Source organism: Bacillus cereus G9842, from assembly GCF_000021305.1.
Classification (GTDB): domain Bacteria; phylum Bacillota; class Bacilli; order Bacillales; family Bacillaceae_G; genus Bacillus_A; species Bacillus_A thuringiensis_S.
In genome coordinates, this window is the sequence record NC_011772.1 from 4,127,827 (window position 1) to 4,148,785 (window position 20,959).

A 20,959-nucleotide genomic window follows, 5' to 3' on the forward strand; every position below is an offset into this window, starting at 1 on the left:
ATATGTACAAAACGACAAAATGCGTATATTTTTCATTTTTTTAACAAAATATTTATTTTATGTGATTCATCTACTGTAGCTAACATAATGGATTCAATTTCCGCACTCTTCTCTAAAAACTCTTTTGCCCACTCTTCTGGTTTTCCTATTAAAGCGAGAACGTCCTGTTGAATCCTTCCATTTTTCACTAAAATGAAAGAAACTGGAGACCTTCTCCCCGCCACTTTTAGATCCCGCCGAGAAGCTGCTTCATATTCTGGATACTGAAATATAGAAACAACGCCACTCGCTTCCCATAATGCTAATTTAACCGTTTGAATATCGCTCACATTTCGCATGCGAAGTTCCGAAAATAAATATTCCGCCGTAATTCTCGCCTTTTTCAAATTGCTAAAATCAATGGAACCATTGTGTATAAGAATGATAGGTGCTGGCTCTAAAAAGCGTCTCCATCTATCCCATTTCAGCATTAAAACTGAGCTTATAATATGAAGTACAACGAGTATGAACGTTGTAATCATCGAGCCCAGTAACCCTACTTTTTCATCAGACAATGCGTTAGAAATATTCCCACCAAGCAATAACACTAATACAACATCTAAAAAACGAAGTTGTGCGATAGACCTTTGCCCCATCGCTTTCGCAACTAATATTAAAAATATGTATGCTATAATAGCCCGAATAACCCATTCACTAGTAGAAAGATGCCGTGCTCCTTCAAAAATATGCATATGCATCAATTTGCACTCCTTACCCGTCTCAAACTGCTATCCTGTTTTAGTTTGCAACGTTTATGAGCATATATGTAAAAAAGCTGATTCGTTTAAAAACGAACCAGCTTTTTTTACTTAACTGAAAACATATATTTTTTATAAGTTTTCCGTACCGATAGTATGAGCCCCATCATAATCATATTCGAGAATAAGGAACTTCCCCCATACGATAAGAAAGGTAATGCAATCCCTTTTACAGGCATTAATCCAACGATCATACCGATGTTTTGGAATATTTGAACTGTTAATATACCAATCGATCCAGCGCATAATAATGTACCAAATAAATTATCAGCGGAATAACCAATAATAATTGTTCGATATAGTAGTAATAGGAACAAGAAGACAACTAACGCTGCTACGATAAACCCACCTTCTTCGGCAATTGTAGCGAAAATAAAGTCAGTATGCTTCTCTGGGATATAGACGCTTCCTCCCCCAAACCCTTTACCTTCCATTCCTCCACTACCTACAGCTAAAATCGATTGTTGCGTTTGGTAACCTTGATCTGCATTTTCAAATGGATTTAACCAACCTACAATACGCGACTGTTGGTGAGGTTTTAGTAAAGTAACTAAATTATTATAGAAAAAATCTTGATACTTAAAGAAAATAAATATTAAAGCAGATAATATGGTCAACGGAATAACTGTACATAATGCTATCAATTTCTTTTGTATACCCGACATAAATAAAATACATGCAATTGCAGCAGCATATAAGAACACCATACCTGTATCCGGTTGACTATATACAACCGCCATAGGCGGAAGTGACACTAGCATAATTTTACCTACTAGCTTTAAATCTGTTTGGAATGTCCTTGCCATATACTGTGCATTATGTTTCACTGCTATACTTGCTACTACAAGAAGCAATGCAATTTTGAAAAACTCAGACGGCTGAATTTGTCCAAATACTGGGAAAACAAACCATCTTTTTGCACCTAATTTTTCAGGTGTAAAACCTGATGGTGGTAATACTTTCAAAAGAATAAGTGAAGCAAACCCAGCAATATAAAGCGGCCAAGACAATTTTTGCAACTGATCTAAGTCAATGCTAGCAATAAGAAGTAACAATACAACCCCAATTATGTAGTTAATCCCCTGCTTCATAGCAAAGTTTGCAGCTCCATACTGTCCCGTTTGCTGACTGCTATATATAGCAGCTATACTCGTCACACATAGTGCACACAAAATTAAAATTAATTTTACATCTAAACTTTTTAGAAACTCGGTACTTCTTTTCATGACATCCTCCTGAAACATTGTTACAGCAAAATAAAAAACCAGGAGTCAACATTCTTCATGTTTTGACGACTGATTACACATTATCTATAAAACACTTATATAGAATAACTCTCTTTTTCATACAATACAATATATTATACTACAGTTTCATCAGTAAGATTTGCCAAAAAAATTATTCTTTTCTTATTTTATATCCATATACCATATATCAGCAATGTATTTTCGTAAATTCCTAATACATAATCGTTTATTGTAAGATTACTGGGAAAGGTATTTATACATATAGTAGGATGTAGATGAAGAAATAAGACGATAAAAAGCTCGCATAAGCGAGCTTTTTATTAATATACAGATGTATTGTTTTCTGACATGTTTTCTAAAATTTCTTTAACACGTCCTAAGAACTTACCACAGATTAAACCATCAAGTACGCGGTGATCAAGTGATAAACATAAGTTAACCATGTCACGAGCACCGAACATACCATTATCCATAATTACTGGGCGTTTTACAATTGATTCAACTTGTAAAATAGCCGCTTGTGGGTAATTAATAATACCCATAGATTGAACAGAACCGAATGATCCTGTGTTATTAATTGTAAATGTTCCACCTTGCATTTCGTCTGCTTTTAGCGATTTCGTGCGTACTTTTCCTGCAAGTTCTGTAATTTCACGAGCGATACCTTTAATTGTTTTCTCGTCCGCTTGCTTAATTACTGGTACAAATAGTTCTTCCTCTGTTGCAACAGCGATAGAAAGGTTAATATCTTTCTTCTGAACAATTTTATCGCCAGCCCACATTGAATTAATTTGAGGATACTCTTTTAACGCTTGTGCTACTGCTTTTACGAAGAAAGCAAAGAACGTTAAGTTAAAGCCTTCACGCTTCTTAAAGTCACCTTTAATTGAGTTACGGTATGACACAAGGTTTGTCACATCTACTTCAATCATCATCCAAGCATGTGGTGCTTCGTGTTTACTACGTAACATGTTTGCTGCGATTGCTTTACGCACACCTGTGACTGGAATTTCGATATCTCCAGGCATTGTAGGTACAGAAACTGGTTTCGCAGCTTCTACTTTTTGCGCTACTGGTGCTGCTTTTGGTGCTTCTGGGCGAGCTTCTACTACCGCCGCTACAGCTTCATCTTTCTTCGCCGCACCTGCTTGCGGAATATTTCCAGATTCCACTAGCTTTAAAATATCTTTACGAGTGATACGGCCGTTTGCTCCCATACCCTCTACTAGATCTAAATCAACGTTATGCTCACCCGCAAGTTTTAACACAGCTGGTGAAAAACGTGGTTTTCCATCAGTTGGTTGTTTTACTTTCGGTGCTTTTTCAGGCGTAATTGCTGCTGCCTTTGGTTCTTCTTTCGTTTTTTCCTCAACAGCTGTTGCTGCTACTTCGTCTGCGCCTTCTACTTGAATCACACAAACTACTTCACCTACAGCTAACGTATCACCTTCACCAGCGATTAACTCTTTCACAATACCAGTGAAAGAAGATGGTACTTCAGCATTTACTTTATCAGTCATTACTTCTGCAAGCGGATCATACTTGTTTACGTGATCGCCAACATTAACGAGCCATTTACTAATTGTGCCCTCTGTAACGCTCTCCCCGAGCTGAGGCATTGTAATATTTTCTACAGCCATGTATAGTCCCCCCGATTAAAATTCCGCAAGTTCACGCATTGCTTTTTCAACTTTATCTGGATTTACCATAAAGAATTTTTCCATTGTTGGTGCATATGGCATTGCTGGAACGTCTGGACCTGCAAGACGTGCGATTGGCGCATCTAAATCAAATAGACAGTTTTCAGCAATAATTGCTGCCACTTCACTCATAATGCTTCCTTCTTTATTGTCTTCTGTTACAAGAAGAACTTTACCTGTTTTAGAAGCTGCTTCAATGATTGCTTCTTTATCTAATGGATATACAGTACGTAAATCAAGAATGTGTGCAGAGATGCCATCTTGTGCTAACTTTTCAGCTGCTTGAAGAGCAAAATGAACACATAATCCGTATGTGATAACTGTAATATCATCACCTTCACGTTTTACATCTGCTTTTCCGATTGGTAATACGTAGTCATCCTCCGGCACTTCACCTTTAATTAAACGATATGCACGTTTATGTTCGAAGAATAATACTGGATCTTCATCACGAATGGCTGCTTTTAATAAGCCTTTTGCATCATATGGTGTAGAAGGGATAACGATTTTTAAACCTGGTTGGTTTGCAAACATCGCTTCTACAGATTGTGAATGATACAATGCACCGTGAACACCCCCGCCAAATGGTGCACGGATTGTAACTGGACAAGTCCAATCATTATTAGAACGATAACGAATTTTTGCTGCCTCAGAAACAATTTGGTTTACTGCTGGCATGATGAAATCAGCAAACTGCATTTCAGCGATTGGACGCATACCATACATTGCTGCACCAATTGCTACCCCAGCAATTGCAGATTCTGCAAGCGGTGCATCAAGCGCACGCTCTTCACCAAATTGATCATACAAACCGTGTGTCGCTTTAAACACGCCACCTTTTTTACCAACATCTTCTCCTAAAACGAATACTTTCTCATCGCGTTCCATTTCTTCGCGCATTGCTAATGTAATAGCATCAATATAAGACATTACAGCCATGAAACGTTCCCCCCTATTCTGCGTATACGTGCTTCAATGCATCTTCAGGTGCTGCATACGGAGCATTTTCTGCATATTCTGTTGCTTCATTTACGATATGCATAATTTCGTCTAACATTTGTTTTTCCGATTCCTCAGTTAACACACCAGCTTCTTTTAAATAAGCCGCGAATGTTATAATTGAATCTTTTTTCTTTGCTTCTTCTACTTCTTCTTTATCACGATAAACACGATCATCATCGTCACTAGAATGTGCTGTTAAACGATATGATACTGTTTCAATTAAAGTTGGGCCTTCACCACGACGACCGCGATCTGCTGCTTCTTTTACAGCTTTATATACTGCAAGCGGATCGTTTCCGTCTATTGTATATCCAGGCATACCATAACCAATTGCACGATCTGATACGTTTTTACATGCTAATTGTTTTTCAACCGGAATAGAGATTGCATATTTGTTATTTTCACACATAAAAATAACAGGTAGTTTGTGTACACCAGCAAAGTTTGCCCCTTCATGGAAGTCACCTTGGTTTGAAGAACCTTCTCCAAATGTAACGAACGTTACTAAATCTTTCTTCTCCATTTTTCCAGCTAGTGCAATACCAACTGCATGTGGTACTTGCGTTGTTACTGGAGATGAACCTGTAACAATACGATTTTTCTTTTGACCGAAGTGACCAGGCATTTGACGACCACCAGAGTTTGGATCTCCAGCTTTCGCGAAAGCAGACAACATAAGCTCTTTAGCTGTCATACCAAATGCTAGTACAACACCCATATCACGATAGTATGGTAATGCATAATCTTTCTCTCTATCAAGAGCGAACGCCGCTCCAACTTGTGCAGCCTCTTGTCCTTGACAAGAAATTACGAATGGAATTTTACCAGCGCGGTTTAATAACCACATACGTTCGTCGATTTTACGTGCAAGTAACATCGTACGGAACATTTCTAATACTTGCTCATCACTTAAGCCAAGCTCTTCATGGCGCTTTTCTTTTACTTCTGCCATTTTTCATAACCTCCTAAATCCACATTTTTATGCGTGTAACGCTCTTCCATCTACAGCAAGTGCTGCTTCACCAATCGCCTCAGATAATGATGGATGCGGATGAATTGTATGTGCTACTTCCCAAGGTGTTGCATCAAGTACTCTTGCAAGACCAGCTTCAGAAATCATATCTGTTACATGTGGTCCAATCATATGAACACCAAGAATGTCATTTGTCTCTTCATCAACTACAAGTTTTACGAAACCATCTGATTCTCCGTATACAAGTGCTTTTCCGATTGCGCGGAATGAGAACTTACCTACTTTTAACTTATAGCCTTTTTCTTTCGCTTCTTGTTCTGTTAAGCCAACAGAAGCAACTTCTGGACTGCTATATACGCATTTTGATACCATAGAGTAATCAATTGGTGTAACTTCTTTCCCTGCAATATGTTCTACTGCAGCAATTCCTTCATGAGAAGCAACGTGAGCAAGTTGCAAACCACCGATTACATCTCCAATTGCGTAAATATGCGATTCTTTCGTTTGATAAAACTCATTTGTTTGAATGTATCCTTTTTCCACAACGATATCTGTGTTCTCTAAGCCAATATTTTGCGTATTCGCTTGTCTTCCAACAGATACAAGCATTTTTTCAGCTTTAAATTCTTTATTCTCACCGTTATGTTCAGCTTGGATTGTTACTCCATTATCTTTTACCAATGTTTCTGGTAATACTTTTGCACCAGTTACCACTTTAATACCTTTTTTCTTGAATAGACGTTGCATTTCTTTTGAAACGTCTTGATCTTCTAGTGGTAATATCGTTTTTGCATACTCTAATACTGTAACTTCTACACCGAAGTCAGCAAGCATAGATGCCCACTCAATACCGATTACACCGCCACCAACGATAATAATCGAACTAGGAAGCGTTTCCATTTTTAGGGCATGATCCGAAGACATTACGTATTCTCCATCTAATTCTAAACCTGGTAATGAATTTGGACGAGAACCTGTTGCAACAAGTACATTTTTTGGAATTAACATTTCATTCTCTTCTCCACTTGCAAGTTCAACTGAAATTGTCCCTGGCATAGGAGAGAAAATAGACGGGCCAAGAATACGACCAATACCTTCAAACACATCAATTTTACCTTGTTTCATTAAATGTTGAACGCCTTTATGAAGCTGCGTTACAATCTTCTCTTTACGCTCTTGTACTTTCGCAAAGTTTAGTTCTACATTGCTTGCAATAACTCCGAACTCTTCGCTTTTTTTAGCAGTTGCATATACTTCCGCACTACGTAAAAGAGCTTTACTAGGAATACATCCTTTGTGTAAACAAGTACCACCAAGATTTTCTTTTTCGACTAGTGCTGTTTTTAATCCTAATTGTGATGCACGAATTGCAGCAACATATCCACCAGTACCGCCGCCAACGATGACTAAATCATATTCTTTTGCCATTATCTCAACCCCTAGCTACCGTTTCTTTTTCACGTACAACGTATTCTTTTGGAGCTTCTTCTTCACGTAACACACGAAGTGCTCCTTCTGCTAACGCTTCTAACTCATCTTCGCCTGGATGTACGATAACATCTGCAATCCAGTCCACTCGCTCTTTTATTTCATCGACAAGAATTTTACTGTATGCCAGTCCACCAGTTAATACGATTGCATCGATTTTCCCGTGAAGTACAGCGCTAGCTCCGCCAATCTCTTTTGCAACTTGATATGCCATTGCCTTATAAATAAGAGTTGCTTCAGGATCACCTTTTTCAACCATTTTCTCTACTTTAATCGCATCATTTGTACCGATTAAACTTACAAGTCCACCTTGTCCGACAAGTTTTTTAATCATTTCATCACGGTAATACTCACCAGAGAAACACATTTCTACTAGTTGCCCTACTGGTACTGTACCAGCGCGCTCTGGACTAAATGGTCCTTCTCCGTTTAAACCGTTATTCACATCGACTACTCTTCCTTTTTTATGAGCACCAACTGTAATGCCACCGCCCATATGTGTAACTAATAAATTTAAATCCTCGTATTTGTGATTTAACTGTTCAGCTACTTTACGAGCAACTGCTTTTTGATTTAATGCATGGAAGATACTTTTGCGTTCCATACCAGCAATGCCACTTATACGAGCAACCGGCTCCATCTCATCTACAACGACAGGATCCACAATGAATGCAGGGATATTTAATCCAGAAGCAATTTCATATGCCAAAATGCCTCCAAGGTTTGAAGCGTGATGACCGCTAAAGCCATTTTTCAAATCTTCTAACATCGCATCGTTTACTGTATAAGTACCGCCTTCGATTGGACGAAGTAATCCACCACGTCCACAAACAGCGTTTAATTTTGAAATGTTAATACCATGAGAATGTAGAACTTCTAAAATCGTTTCTTTTCGAAACTCATATTGGTCGATAATTCGCTTATATTTTCCAATCTGTTCTACGTCATGACGAATCGTTTCTTCTAGAACGGGTCTTTCATTATCAAAAACACCAATTTTTGTGGATGTACTACCTGGGTTAATAACAAGAATTCGATTTACAGACAATGTTGCTACCTCCACTAATAAATTCAAAAGGAAGCGGAAACCTCATAAGAGGTAACCACACCTTTTGTAAAAGTTATATATGAATGATTAGCGACGGCTAATAATATCGTGACCGTTGCGTAAGTAAGTGCTACGAGAATTTTTCAAGCTTGCAATGCGCTCTTCAGCTAGACGATCTGCCGCTACATAAGTTGCTATGCCATCGCGTTTTGAAATTTCGATTACTTTTGCAATCGTGTCATAAATAGACTCAACACGTTTTAGTGCACGTTCTCTATTGTATCCATATAATTCGTCTGCTACGTTAATTACGCCACCTGCATTAATTACATAATCTGGTGCGTATACAATACCCATTTCATGAATGATGTCACCGTGACGATCTTCTTTTAATTGGTTATTTGCAGAACCTGCGATTACTTTTGCTTTAAGTTGTGGAATAGTTTCATCATTAACTGTTGCGCCTAATGCACATGGTGCGTAAATATCGCATTCAACACCGTAAATTTCATTTGGTTCAACTGCTGATGCACCGAATTCTTCTACAGCACGTTGTACAGCTTCTTTATTAATATCTGTAACGATTAATTTTGCTCCTTCAGCGTGTAAATGTTTGCATAGATGATATGCTACGTTACCAACGCCTTGAACAGCAATTACTTTTCCTTCTAAATTGTCAGTACCGAAAGCTTCTTTTGCAGCTGCTTTCATACCACGATAAACACCGTATGCAGTTACTGGAGATGGGTTACCAGAAGAACCGAATGATGGTGAGATACCTGTTACAAAGTCAGTTTCTTCGTGGATAATATCCATATCATCTACTGTTGTACCAACATCTTCAGCTGTAATGTATCGTCCGTTTAGTCCTTGGATATAACGTCCTAGTGCACGGAACATTGCTTCACTCTTATCTTTACGAGGATCACCGATAATTACTGTTTTCGCACCACCTAAGTTTAAACCAGCTGCTGCGTTTTTGTATGTCATCCCTTTTGCAAGACGCAATGCATCTTCAATCGCCGCTTCTTCAGAATCATATGTCCACATTCTTGTTCCACCAAGAGCCGGTCCAAGTGTTGTATCATGAATTGCAATAATTGCTTTTAAACCAGATTCTTTATCTTGACAAAATACCACTTGCTCATAATCATATTTTTCTAAGTATTCGAAGATTTCTAATGTCATTGTCGTTTCCCCCTAATGTTTTACCCTTTTTGGTTTATTTTGAAGCAGTCGCAACTGCCAATGCTAATGAATATACTTTTGTTTCTGCTGAATCAGCACGAGATGTTAAAACAATCGGTGCTTTTGCGCCAGCAATCATTGCTCCTACTTTTGCATCCGCAAAGTATACGAGTGATTTATATAGCACATTTCCAGCTTCAATCGTTGGGACGAGTAAAATATCTGCCTTACCTGCTACATCACTTACTATGCCTTTATGCTCTGCTGCAATTTGTGATACTGCATTATCTAAAGCAAGTGGTCCATCAACGATACAATCTTTAATTTGTCCGCGGCGATTCATTTGTGTTAACATCGCTGCATCAATTGTCGCCTGCATCGCTGGATTCACAACTTCTACTGCTGCAATTGGTGCCACTTTTGGCAAGTCGATTCCTATTGCCTGGGCAACTTCTACAGTATTTTGTATAATAGCAGCTTTTTGTGTTACATCAGGTGCGATGTTCATCGCTGCATCTGTAACGAAAATAAGACGATCATAATTTGGAACTTCAAATGCTGCTACATGTGAAAGTACGCTACCTTTACGTAGGCCCCACTCTTTGTTTAACACAGCCTTCAAAATATTCGCTGTTGGGATGTTCCCCTTCATAAGCACGTCTGCCTCACCATTTCTCACAGCTTTAACAGAAAGTTCTGCAGCCTCTGCATTAGACATTGCTGCAATCACTTCAACATGTTCTGAAGTTTGTAAACCATGTTCTTGTAGCATCCCCATTATTTTTTCTTGATTTCCATATAGACGAAATTGAGCTAGCTGTAATTTAATTGCTTTCGCTACAGCTTCAATTACTTCATGATCTTCAGCTACTGCTACAGCTACAGTTTTTTTAGGCTGTCCCGCTGCTTGATCAATTAAGTATTCTAACTTCATATTTTGTAATCAACCCTTTCCGTCGTCCCTCGTCTATTTATAAAGCAAATACCGTGCCAACTTTTAAAAGTGGTCTTACCAATAATGAAAACGCATTCAAAATGCAGTAAAATCAATACTTTGGAAAATAACAAAAGATTCTGTCTTATTTTGTCGCTTTTTGTATACCATGCAATAAATTGCACAGTACGCAATTTATTGCATGCTATTTTTTGCATGGTCATACTTTTCTAACTTATAATATAAATTTCGTACGGAAATTCCTAACGCTTTTGCAGTTTGTGTTTTATTCCCATCAAATCTCTCCAAATATTCATGAATAATATTCCCTTCAAACTCTGTCACTAAATGTTCAAGTGGCTTTTCTTCTAATTCAGGTAATAAATGAGATTGCTTTGACTCCACCTGCTCTTCGTTATGTAATGGTGGTAAATGTTGTACATCAATATATATCTCGTTATAATTCATAAAAATAATCGCTCGTCCTAAAATATTTTCAAGTTCTCTCACGTTCCCTGGCCATTCGTATGATTGTAAATATAAAATAGCTGAATCAGTGAGCCCTTCTACATTACGACCATAATCTTGATTAATTTTTTGAATCAACCTGTCCGCAATTTTCGGTATATCTCCTTTACGTTGACGAAGAGATGGAATTTGAATTGGAATTTTATTTAATCGATAATATAAATCCTCCCTAAACTTCCCTTCTAGAATAGCCTTTTCTAAATTCACATGTGTCGCTGCAATTACTCGAACATTAATAGGTATCGCTTTCGTTCCACCAACTTTTACAATTTCTTTTTCCTGCAATACACGAAGGAGTTTCGCTTGTGTATTTGCAGATAACTCCCCTATTTCATCTAAAAAAATACTACCGTTATTCGCTTCCTCAAAGAACCCACGTTTCCCGCCTCTTTTCGCTCCAGAAAACGCCCCTTCCTCATAACCAAATAATTCACTTTCTAACAACGTCTCCGAAATGGCCGCACAGTTTACACGGACGAACTTATTGTATTTTCGATTACTTCCATTATGGATTGCATGGGCAAACAATTCTTTACCAGTCCCAGATTCACCGCGTAACAGTACCGTTGCCGGTGTATTCGCTCCTAGCTTCGCCTGTTCGATAGCTGCAGTTGTTTCATCTGAATTTCCGACAATATCATCAAAAGAATATTTCGCTTCTAATGTGCGAATGATTTGCCTCGCTCTATTCAATTCATTTGTTAACTTTTGAATTTCCGACACGTCACGGATAACGCCGACGCTTCCTTTCAATATTCCATCCACAATAACTGGCGCTACGTTTACAATTACATCGCGCTTTTTTTGCCCAATCTTCATATGTATTCCGCGCACCGCACGACGCGTTCGAAGTACTTTCATATGCATACTTTCGCCTTCTACAATATCAGTTGTAGCAGGCTTCCCAATAATATCTTCTTCTGTTAAACCCGTTAATTTCGTATATGCCGGGTTAATGACTAAACCTCTTCCTTTTTCATCCACAACCGAAATCGCTTCTTCAGATGAGTTAATAATCGCCTCTAATAGTGTTTGAATTTCTTTTAAGTCTGTAACTTCTTCCGCTAAATCTACAACTTCTGTTATATCTTTAAAAATTGCAAATGCCCCTTGTACCTCTCCGCCCTCTTTTAATATCGGTATACGCGTTGTAATAATTTTCTTTCCATTCTCTAATGTTAGTTCATAATTTACTTCTATTTGTTTCGTACGTATAATGCGAAGTAATTTACTAGTCGGAATAACTTCTAAAATATATTTTCCTATCGCCTCTTCTTTTTTATATCCGATAATACGCTCTGCACTTTTATTAAAAAGACGAACTTGTCCCTCTTGATCAATTACGATCATGCCGTCATGCGTAGAATTTAAAATTAATTCTCCTTGTTGCGTTTGTTCCTCTAACCGCCCAATTAACCCTTCCTTCTCATGCGCTAATCCTGTAACAATTTTTGCAATATCACCTGGTATAAGAAGAGTGTCTTTTTTCTTTTTTTCCAATAAAACTTTATGTACATCATCTTCACCTGTCATATCAAATATTACATCGATATGCATAGAAAGAAATGGAGTTACACTTTCTCCAATTGCAATTCCATATTCCTTAGCAATTTGTAATCCTTTTGCCAACGGATTTATATCAATAATCCCTATAATTTGAAATATATTCGAACTATATAACAGATTCAGCAGTGCGCTCCCGCCTTCACCTGCACCAACAATTAATACTTTTTGTTTCATATATTACACTTCCTCTCGAAGTAACTCTGCAAATTTTTTCACACCCTTATCTTACTCGTTCAACCCCCTCTTGACAAACCCCCTTTTCATATAACATCATTAAAATAAACAAAATAATCTGAAAAGGAGCGTTTATATGCAGCGTTACCTTGCTCTATCATTAGCACTCATCCCTATTTCATTAGCTGTGTTTGGTATAAAGTTAATGAGAGATACTGTATTCGGGATTCTATTTCCACCAATCTCTATACTGTGGTTACAATTTTTAATCGGCGCTCTCTGCTTCGGGCTCGGGTTTTATATTTTTGGTGGCTTCGTCGTACACCGAGATCGTAAACGAAATAAAGTACAAGCTCGCTTCAGAAGATAGGAATGCCCCACTATTTATAAATAAAAAAATGAGACCGTTACACGCGGTCTCATTTTTTTATCGGCAATAACGTTCTTGCCGTTTCAGGGTAATCAGTAATAATCGCCGATATATTCATATCAAAATATTTACGCATAAGCGTTTCTTCATTAATTGTATAAGGGCGAACCTCTACACCACTTTCCATCGTTAGTTCAGCAATAGCATCTTGAAGGTAACGATAATTCGGATGTACTGCTGTAGCCCCCATTTTTTTCGCGTATGCCCACGGACTATGCAAACCTTCGCGATATAAAATTGCAGTTTGAATATCAGGAGCCATCATATGGCACCGTTTCATACTGTAGTGATTAAACGAAGAAAATACAACGCGATCCTCTAAACTAAATTTCCGTACAAGCGTTATAACTTCTTCCTCTAAACCTCTATATGGAATTTTATTATTTTTAAGTTCAATATTAAGTAGCAAACTCGTTTGTTCAAGCCACTCTAATACCTCTTCTAAAAGTGGTATTTTACAAAAACCTACTTTATCACCAAATTTATAACTTGCATCTAACTTACATAAGTCCTCATATACATAATTCCGAACCGCACCTTTTCCATTTGTAGTCCGGTCCACCGTTTCATCATGAATGACGACAACTTTTCCATCTTTCGTTAATTGAACATCAAGTTCAATTCCATCCGCTCTAAAAGACTCAGCCGCTTCAAATGAAAGCATTGTATTTTCTGGGTACGTTCCAGCCGCACCACGATGCGCAAATATAAGAGTCATCCTCACTCCCCCAATCTTATGCTATACTATACGAAAAAGGAGGTACTTCTATGAGACCATTGCAAATTTCTCCAGATACTGCAGTCCGCTTATCAAAAGCACTAGGTGTTCCACTTGAACAACTCATGCATATGCCGCAACACATTTTAATTCAAAAGCTAGTTGAATTAGAAAAACAAAATAAAGACGAAGAATAATACAGTCCTGTTTTGCAGGGCTTTTTATTATTTTCTATTATATCACGGATGACTTCCCTGCTAAAATCCTTTAACAGATGTGCTACGATGCGATTTAGCCGTTCCTTTATTATTTTTGTTACAAATCATAAAGAAAGCAGACTATTTATTTATAAGCCCCCATTGCGTCCTTAAACACGATCATAAAAAACTAGAAGCCCTTTATATTATTTTTTATTGAACGTGCGGAGCATCCCCTGATTCGTATAGTTCTTTCGCTTTTTCCTCCCCGAATGTAGTTAAAATATAATGTTGCTCTTCTACCGCATCCATCGCTCTAGTTGCTTTACAAACGTTATCTTCTTGAACATCCGAGAAATAATTGTGATCTTCTACAATTTTACTAAAATCTTTTTGTGCCCATCTATTAGCAATTGCTAATAGCTCATTTTTCTTCGAAAAGCTACTCTTATTTATGATTTCTTTTAATTTTTTAGCATTATTTTGAATCATTGGGATAGAGCCCGATTTTCGTTCTGCCACCACTTTTTGATGAGTCATGCGATGCATCGCTGTAATGACTTCTCTTTCAGTAGAATTTTCAGTAACATACACATCAACAAAGACCCCATCTACCTCTCTACCTACTATTGTTTGGTCTTCTTTTTTATCTATTTGAGCGCTCACTTCTTTATCTACTGGATTATCGGCAAGTTCTAACATCCCAAATGTAACTGCAATAGCAAGAACTCCCATAGCTGCTACTATTCCTAGCCAAGTTGAAATTTTATTTTTCATTCCCCTTCCCCCTATCTATATCTATTTAATTGTCTTATAAAAAACTCACTTACATGTAATATTACTAAAAATAGGTTTTATTTTCCATAATATCAAATAATCTCTTTTTCTAAACAAAATAAAAAAACCAACGAATTATAACATTCATTGGTCTTTCATTAAAAAGTTTATTAGTTTTAAAATTACTGTCGAGTATAGAGTTCCAGCATGCATCGGTTTTACTAAAACAAAAACCCTTTTCTACTTCTACTCTCAGCTAGCTTTATGTTCAAGTCTCAGCTTATCCGCAACCATTGCGATAAACTCAGAATTCGTAGGTTTTGCTTTTGACATGGATACTGTATAACCGAATAAGGACGAAATAGAATCAATATTCCCACGGCTCCACGCTACTTCAATCGCGTGACGAATTGCGCGCTCCACACGGCTTGCTGTTGTATTATATTTCTTTGCGATATCTGGATACAATACTTTCGTAATCGATCCTAATAATTCGATATCGTTGTATACCATGGAGATTGCTTCTCGTAAATACATATATCCTTTAATATGAGCGGGTACACCAATTTCATGAATGATACTCGTAATACTCGCATCTAAGTTTTTCGGTTTTCCATCTACTGTTGTTGCTGATCGGAATGATGGTAGTGGACGTTTAATCATAGCGTTTGCTTTACCACTCACTTGACGAATATGACTCGTTAAATTCTCCATATCAAATGGTTTTAATATGAAATATGAGGCACCTAAGTCAACTGCTTTTTTCGTCACATCTTCTTGCCCGAATGCTGTCAACATAATTACGCTAGGCTGTTTTAACCTTTCAATATGTCGCATTTTTTCCAATACAGCTAAACCATCTAAGTGTGGCATAATAATGTCTAAAACGAGTACATCAGGTTGCTTATCTGCTAATAAGTTTAAACACTCTTGACCATTATAAGCAGTACCGATTACTTCCATATCATCTTGAGCAGCTACATAGCTCTCTAACATTGATACTAGTTCTTTATTATCATCCACAAGACATACTTTAATTTTCTCCACAGCTTTTCCTCCCTTACCGAATCGATTCTCCGACATGTGTATCCTTCTAGGCTACATGAATTGTTCGACAATTGTGTGAAAATTCCCTTTTAAAGTTTCTTACTTTCCGATAAAATCACAAAAAAATATGTTTATCGTTCATTTATTCCCTTTCGCAACACATTCCATCATAGAAATACAACGAAACGTTCAACCCTTTTCTTTTATTTTACAACAAAAAACACCTCTTGCGGAGCTTTTACAAAATTTCAACGAATTTTTCAACAGAAAAAGCGAGCTAATATATATATTAGCTCGCTTTTTTCTCTTGATCATAAATATTAATTCCAGCTTGATGTAACATCCATTCAATATGAACACCATATCCTGATGTTGGATCATTTACAAATACATGCGTAACAGCACCAATTACTTTTCCATTTTGTACAATTGGACTTCCGCTCATCCCTTGTACGATACCGCCCGTTTTCGCTAATAGACGTTTATCTGTTACTTTTATTACCATACCCTTTGTGGCTGGGAATTTTTGTTGCACTGTACTAACAACTTCAATATCAAACGCTTCTACTTTATCTTGATCAATAACTGTTAATATTTTTGCCGGTCCTTCTTTTACTTGATGAGATAATGCGATAGGCATCGCTTTATCCATTATACCGTTTTTCATATTCGTATTTAATTTGCCAAAAATACCATATGGACTATTAATTGTAATATTGCCAATCACTTCACGATCTGGTGAGAATCTTGCTAATTTCTCCCCTGGATTCCCATGACTACCTCTTTCAATTGATGTGACTGTCGAGCGCATAATTTGTCCATCTTCGACTTGAATCGGCTTTTTCGTATCATTATCAGAAATAACATGACCAAGTGCCCCGTATTTCATAGAATCTGGATGAACAAATGTCATCGTTCCAATTCCAGCTGCCGAATCACGGATATACAAGCCAATTCGATAAGACGATTCACCGTTGTCTTTTTGTGGAGTTAGCTTCGTACGAATATATTTTCCATCTCTTAACAATACAAGATTAAGCGGTTCACCTGTTTCTCCACTATTATGAATAAACGGTGCTACATCACTCATTCTTTCAATTGTTTTACCATTAATTTCAGTAATCATATCTCCAATTTGTACACCTGCTGTTTCACCAGGAGATATTTTACCCTTTTCAGTTTGAATTAAATGATGGCCTACAACAAGTACACCTTTTGTATTTAATTTCACACCAATTGATTGTCCACCTGGAATTACTTTAAAATCTTTTAACACTTTCACATTTACTTTTTTCACTGGAAAACCAGCAAGCTGAAATACCATATCAGCTTCACCATTTTGATGAGAATTTACCATAAGTCCTTGTTTTTGTTCATTCGAACTCACTGTAAATACATGACGATTTGTGGATGAAGCTTTGAAAACTGGTAATGATGATATTTCTGATTGTTGTCCTTCAAAAACAACAAGTTGTTTCGGTGATGAAATAAACGTTCGAAGCGGTTTAAAACATCCAATAAAAACTAAAGAAACAAGGAGACAAAGACCTATTATTTTTCGAAATTTTTCTAATTTCAACTTGTTCACTCTCCTCGCTCCTACCCCACATTCAGCCTCTTGGCTTCACTTTTTAATCTCTCCTTGCAGTGCATTATTTATAACCGGAAGAATTAAGAAATCGTCATTTGAGAAAAAAAGCTATCCATTACTGGATAGCCTCTGCTGTCTGTTTAAAATGATGCGCTTGCGTAAGTAATTCTTTCGCATGCTCTGTCGTTAAATCTGTGATTTCTACACCAGAAATCATTCGAGCTATTTCTGTTACTTTATCCTCCATAGTTAAAACAGTAACTGATGTAATTGTCCGATCATTCGCTACTTGTTTTCGAATAAATAAATGTGAATCCGCCATTGAAGCTACTTGAGGTAAGTGCGTAATACAAAGTACTTGCGAGTTTACTGATACTCGATAAATTTTTTCCGCAATAGCCTGTGCGACTCGGCCACTTACACCCGTATCCACTTCATCAAAAATAACAGATGCAACCCCTTGATGCTTAGAAAAAATGCTTTTTAAAGCTAAAATAATACGAGATAACTCTCCGCCAGAAGCAACCTTTGAAAGTGGTTTTAGCGGCTCTCCTGGGTTCGTTGAAATATAAAATTCCACATGATCGTAACCATCCACCGTAAGTCTTACCGGTGCACCTTCCACAAGGGGTTCTTCTGCATTTCCTGCTCTCTTCATAATTCGCACTTCAAATTTCGTTTTTTCCATATATAATTCTTTTAATTCCTGATGAATTGCATTTGTAAGATGTTCTGCAAGCTCATGACGCATATTACTTAACAACGTTGCTTCTTTCAGAATAACACTCTCTAATTCCTTCAACTGTTTCTTCGTCGTTTCAATATGAACGTCTTTATTTTCAATTGTAAAAATTTCCTGTTCAATTTTATCTGCATACGCTAAAATCTCTTCTACAGTATTTCCATATTTTCTCTTTAGCATACGAATTTCATTCAAACGTGTTTCGATTTCATCTAAACGATTTGGATCATATTCCATCATATCGAGCTTTTCTCTCAGTTGATAGGCAACCTCTTCTAATAAGTAATAGCTATTTGCAATTGAATCATAATTCTCTTGATACATTTCATCTAAATGTGTAATACTTTCCATTTGTCCCATTGCACTTCTTACATTATCTAACCCTTGTCCGTCGGCACTTAACGAACGATATGCATCACCTAACGCTTTATAAATCTTTTCAAAATTAGAAATTTGCAATCGTTCCTCAGTTAATTCATTTTCTTCATCCATCTTTAAATCTGCCTTGCGAATTTCTTCATGCTGAAATTGAATTAAATCTAAGCGATGTGCCATTTGTTGTTCATTTTCACTTAACGATTTCAATTGTTTTTTTAATTTTTCATAGTCAGCGTATACATTTTGATATATGTCTAATTGTTTAACGATTCGATCCCCATCAAAGTGATCAAGCATAAACAGATGTCGTTCTTCATTCATTAAATCTTGTGTTTCGTGCTGTCCATGAATATCAACAAGTGATTTCCCAATTTCTTTTAATATGCTAAGTGTAACAAGCTTCCCATTTACACGACATACACTCTTTCCGTTCGCAGCAATATCACGCTTTAAAATAATCATGCCATCTTCTATTTCTATATCTAACTCTTCTGCCTTTTCAATACATGGATGCTTCTCATCTTCAACATAAAATAGCCCTTCAATCTCAGCCTTTTCTGTTCCATATCGAACAAATTCTGCTGATCCACGGCCACCTACAAGTAAACTAATCGCATCAATAATAATCGATTTTCCGGCCCCTGTTTCACCGCTTAAAACCGTTAAACCTTTTTGAAAAGAAATATTTAATGCTTCAATAATAGCAAAGTTTCTAATCGATAATTCCGATAACAATGCCCCATTCACCTCGTTATAAAATAATCCCTTACTAAAGGATTTTCTCAGTTCTTCATTCAAATAATCATGTTATATATTTGTATGTATATACTCTTCTAACCCGCTTCATTGTACCAAACATTTGTTTTACGGGTCAATCCATCTATTTTCTAACTTTATGCAAACAAAATATTATATTACAATTGAAAATTCATATTTTTAACCAATAAAAATATCTTGTTCACTTTCCACTTTACGATGGAAAGCAAACAAGATTTTTTGTTACAACATATTTAAGAAACGATCAGAGACAACACCTGTATCGTCAGGTGTACGGCAAATAATTAAGCAAGTATCATCACCACAGATGGTTCCGATGATCTCATCCCACTCTAAATGATCAATAAGTGCTCCAAGTGAATGAGCGTTACCAGGCAATGTTTTTAGCACAAGCATATGTCCTGCCGTGTCTAATTTTACAAATGAATCCACTAGATTTCGTTTTAATTTTTGTAACGGGTTAAATCGTTGATCTGCTGGCAAGCTATATTTATAGCGCCCATCATGTAATGGCACCTTCACTAAGTGCAGTTCTTTAATATCGCGCGATACTGTTGCTTGCGTTACATTAAATCCCTCATTACGTAAAATATCAACTAATTCATCTTGTGTTTCAATTTCTTTGTTTGCAATAATTTCCCTGATTTTAATATGGCGCTGACCTTTATTCATACATTTGCACCTCACACTATCTCTTACCATAGTTTAAACATTGGTATACTTCACTTATTTATGTTAACTTATAATTCGTTTCTTGTACACAATTGTTTTTACAATCATTATACAATTACAGCAAAAAGAGGAACAACATATGTTATTCCCCTTTCCCTTTTTGTTTTAGAACGTCATGCGCTTCTGTAACAACTTGCTCTATAGAAATCGGAGAATGATTTTCGCCATTCTCACGTTCACCATGCCATTTCAGATGAATTAAAAATTCAATATTACCGTCTCCACCCGTAATTGGTGAAAATGTTAAACCTTCCACATCATAGCCTTCTTTTAAAGCAAACTCGACAATCATTTCTACAACAGCTTCATGTACTTTTCTATCACGAACGATACCTTTTTTCCCAACTTGCTCTCTTCCAGCTTCAAACTGTGGTTTAATTAACGCCGCTACATCTCCGTTAGGCATAAGCATTGTTTTTAAAACTGGCAGTATAAGCTTTAATGATATAAATGAAACATCAATACTTGCAAATTGAGGTAAACCACGTTCTAAGTCTGCTGGTGTCACGTAACGGAAATTTGTTCGTTCCATTACAACAACACGCTCATCTTGACGTAATTTCCACGCTAGTTGATTGTATCCTACATCTAATGCATAAGATAATTTCGCTCCATTTTGAAGCGCACAATCTGTAAAGCCACCAGTTGATGAACCAATATCTATCATAACTTTATCTTGTAAATCAAGATGAAATGTCTCTAATGCCTTTTCAAGTTTATAACCACCACGACTTACATACGGCATAACTTGTCCCTTCACCGTAATCTCAGTATCTTGCGAGATTTTCTCTCCTGGCTTATCAAGTCTCATTTCATTTGCATATACGAGTCCCGCCATAATGGCGCGCTTTGCTTTCTCACGCGTTTCTATAAGTCCTCGCTCTACTAATAGTACATCTACTCTTTCTTTTTTTACGCTCATTTG

The 20,959-nt window shown here is 36.9% G+C and carries 19 protein-coding genes; 2 read left to right on the forward strand and 17 right to left on the reverse strand.

Features of this window, described 5'->3' with window-relative positions; all coding sequences use genetic code 11:
• Positions 1-32: 32 nt before the first annotated feature.
• The 10 genes from BCG9842_RS20715 to BCG9842_RS20760 all read right to left on the reverse strand — a co-directional run bounded on the left by BCG9842_RS20715 (position 33) and on the right by BCG9842_RS20760 (position 12,645).
• Positions 33-737 carry a DUF421 domain-containing protein gene (locus BCG9842_RS20715; RefSeq protein WP_000550976.1) on the reverse strand — a complete coding sequence of 235 codons (705 nt, stop codon included), beginning with the start codon at positions 735-737 and terminating at the stop codon, positions 33-35.
• Between the two features lie 107 nt (positions 738-844).
• Positions 845-2,023 carry an FtsW/RodA/SpoVE family cell cycle protein gene (locus BCG9842_RS20720; RefSeq protein ID WP_000831177.1) on the reverse strand — a complete coding sequence of 393 codons (1,179 nt, stop codon included), beginning with the start codon at positions 2,021-2,023 and terminating at the stop codon, positions 845-847.
• A 341-nt stretch (positions 2,024-2,364) separates the two neighbouring features.
• Positions 2,365-3,684 (reverse strand): dihydrolipoamide acetyltransferase family protein, encoded by a 1,320-nt coding sequence (locus BCG9842_RS20725; RefSeq protein ID WP_000257640.1) that lies wholly within the window; start codon positions 3,682-3,684, stop codon positions 2,365-2,367.
• Positions 3,685-3,699: 15 nt separating this feature from the next.
• Positions 3,700-4,683: a 3-methyl-2-oxobutanoate dehydrogenase subunit beta gene (bfmBAB, locus tag BCG9842_RS20730; RefSeq protein WP_000290078.1), complete on the reverse strand. Its 984-nt coding sequence runs from the start codon at positions 4,681-4,683 to the stop codon at positions 3,700-3,702.
• Between the two features lie 13 nt (positions 4,684-4,696).
• A complete protein-coding gene (bfmBAA, locus tag BCG9842_RS20735; RefSeq protein WP_000852551.1) occupies positions 4,697-5,698 on the reverse strand; it encodes a 3-methyl-2-oxobutanoate dehydrogenase subunit alpha in 1,002 nt (333 codons plus the stop codon).
• A 27-nt stretch (positions 5,699-5,725) separates the two neighbouring features.
• A complete protein-coding gene (gene lpdA / locus BCG9842_RS20740; protein ID WP_001051295.1) occupies positions 5,726-7,147 on the reverse strand; it encodes a dihydrolipoyl dehydrogenase in 1,422 nt (473 codons plus the stop codon).
• Positions 7,148-7,151: 4 nt separating this feature from the next.
• Entirely contained in the window at positions 7,152-8,255 is a 1,104-nt protein-coding gene (gene buk, locus BCG9842_RS20745; RefSeq protein ID WP_000115782.1) for a butyrate kinase, read from the reverse strand.
• An 87-nt stretch (positions 8,256-8,342) separates the two neighbouring features.
• Entirely contained in the window at positions 8,343-9,443 is a 1,101-nt protein-coding gene (locus BCG9842_RS20750) for a leucine dehydrogenase (RefSeq protein ID WP_000171355.1), read from the reverse strand.
• Positions 9,444-9,477: 34 nt separating this feature from the next.
• Entirely contained in the window at positions 9,478-10,377 is a 900-nt protein-coding gene (gene yqiS / locus BCG9842_RS20755) for a phosphate butyryltransferase (protein WP_000764673.1), read from the reverse strand.
• Between the two features lie 195 nt (positions 10,378-10,572).
• On the reverse strand, positions 10,573-12,645 hold the full coding sequence (locus BCG9842_RS20760) for a sigma-54 interaction domain-containing protein (RefSeq protein ID WP_000810981.1): 2,073 nt from the start codon (positions 12,643-12,645) through the stop codon (positions 10,573-10,575).
• 136 nt (positions 12,646-12,781) lie between these two features.
• Here BCG9842_RS20760 and BCG9842_RS20765 point away from each other — a divergent pair, with 136 nt between their 5' ends.
• Positions 12,782-13,015 carry a DUF2627 domain-containing protein gene (locus BCG9842_RS20765; protein WP_001190195.1) on the forward strand — a complete coding sequence of 78 codons (234 nt, stop codon included), beginning with the start codon at positions 12,782-12,784 and terminating at the stop codon, positions 13,013-13,015.
• Between the two features lie 49 nt (positions 13,016-13,064).
• Here the strand turns inward: BCG9842_RS20765 and BCG9842_RS20770 are convergent, their stop codons facing one another.
• Entirely contained in the window at positions 13,065-13,793 is a 729-nt protein-coding gene (locus BCG9842_RS20770) for a glycerophosphodiester phosphodiesterase (protein WP_000172594.1), read from the reverse strand.
• Positions 13,794-13,843: 50 nt separating this feature from the next.
• Here BCG9842_RS20770 and BCG9842_RS20775 point away from each other — a divergent pair, with 50 nt between their 5' ends.
• The gene (locus tag BCG9842_RS20775) at positions 13,844-13,990 is read left to right on the forward strand and encodes a YycC family protein (RefSeq protein ID WP_001247671.1); all 147 of its coding nucleotides are present in this window, start codon (positions 13,844-13,846) and stop codon (positions 13,988-13,990) included.
• Positions 13,991-14,203: 213 nt separating this feature from the next.
• Here the strand turns inward: BCG9842_RS20775 and BCG9842_RS20780 are convergent, their stop codons facing one another.
• The 6 genes from BCG9842_RS20780 to BCG9842_RS20805 form a co-directional block, all read right to left on the reverse strand.
• The gene (locus BCG9842_RS20780; RefSeq protein ID WP_000791083.1) at positions 14,204-14,767 is read right to left on the reverse strand and encodes a PRK06770 family protein; all 564 of its coding nucleotides are present in this window, start codon (positions 14,765-14,767) and stop codon (positions 14,204-14,206) included.
• Between the two features lie 252 nt (positions 14,768-15,019).
• A complete protein-coding gene (gene spo0A, locus BCG9842_RS20785) occupies positions 15,020-15,814 on the reverse strand; it encodes a sporulation transcription factor Spo0A (RefSeq protein WP_014894889.1) in 795 nt (264 codons plus the stop codon).
• 289 nt (positions 15,815-16,103) lie between these two features.
• Positions 16,104-17,402, reverse strand: coding sequence for a SpoIVB peptidase (gene spoIVB / locus BCG9842_RS20790; protein WP_002000940.1), 1,299 nt, complete (start codon positions 17,400-17,402; stop codon positions 16,104-16,106).
• Between the two features lie 118 nt (positions 17,403-17,520).
• Positions 17,521-19,260 (reverse strand): DNA repair protein RecN, encoded by a 1,740-nt coding sequence (gene recN, locus BCG9842_RS20795; RefSeq protein WP_000947759.1) that lies wholly within the window; start codon positions 19,258-19,260, stop codon positions 17,521-17,523.
• Between the two features lie 264 nt (positions 19,261-19,524).
• Positions 19,525-19,974 (reverse strand): arginine repressor ArgR, encoded by a 450-nt coding sequence (gene argR, locus BCG9842_RS20800; protein ID WP_001032580.1) that lies wholly within the window; start codon positions 19,972-19,974, stop codon positions 19,525-19,527.
• A 142-nt stretch (positions 19,975-20,116) separates the two neighbouring features.
• Positions 20,117-20,956: a TlyA family RNA methyltransferase gene (locus BCG9842_RS20805; RefSeq protein ID WP_000111874.1), complete on the reverse strand. Its 840-nt coding sequence runs from the start codon at positions 20,954-20,956 to the stop codon at positions 20,117-20,119.
• Positions 20,957-20,959 lie beyond the last annotated feature (3 nt).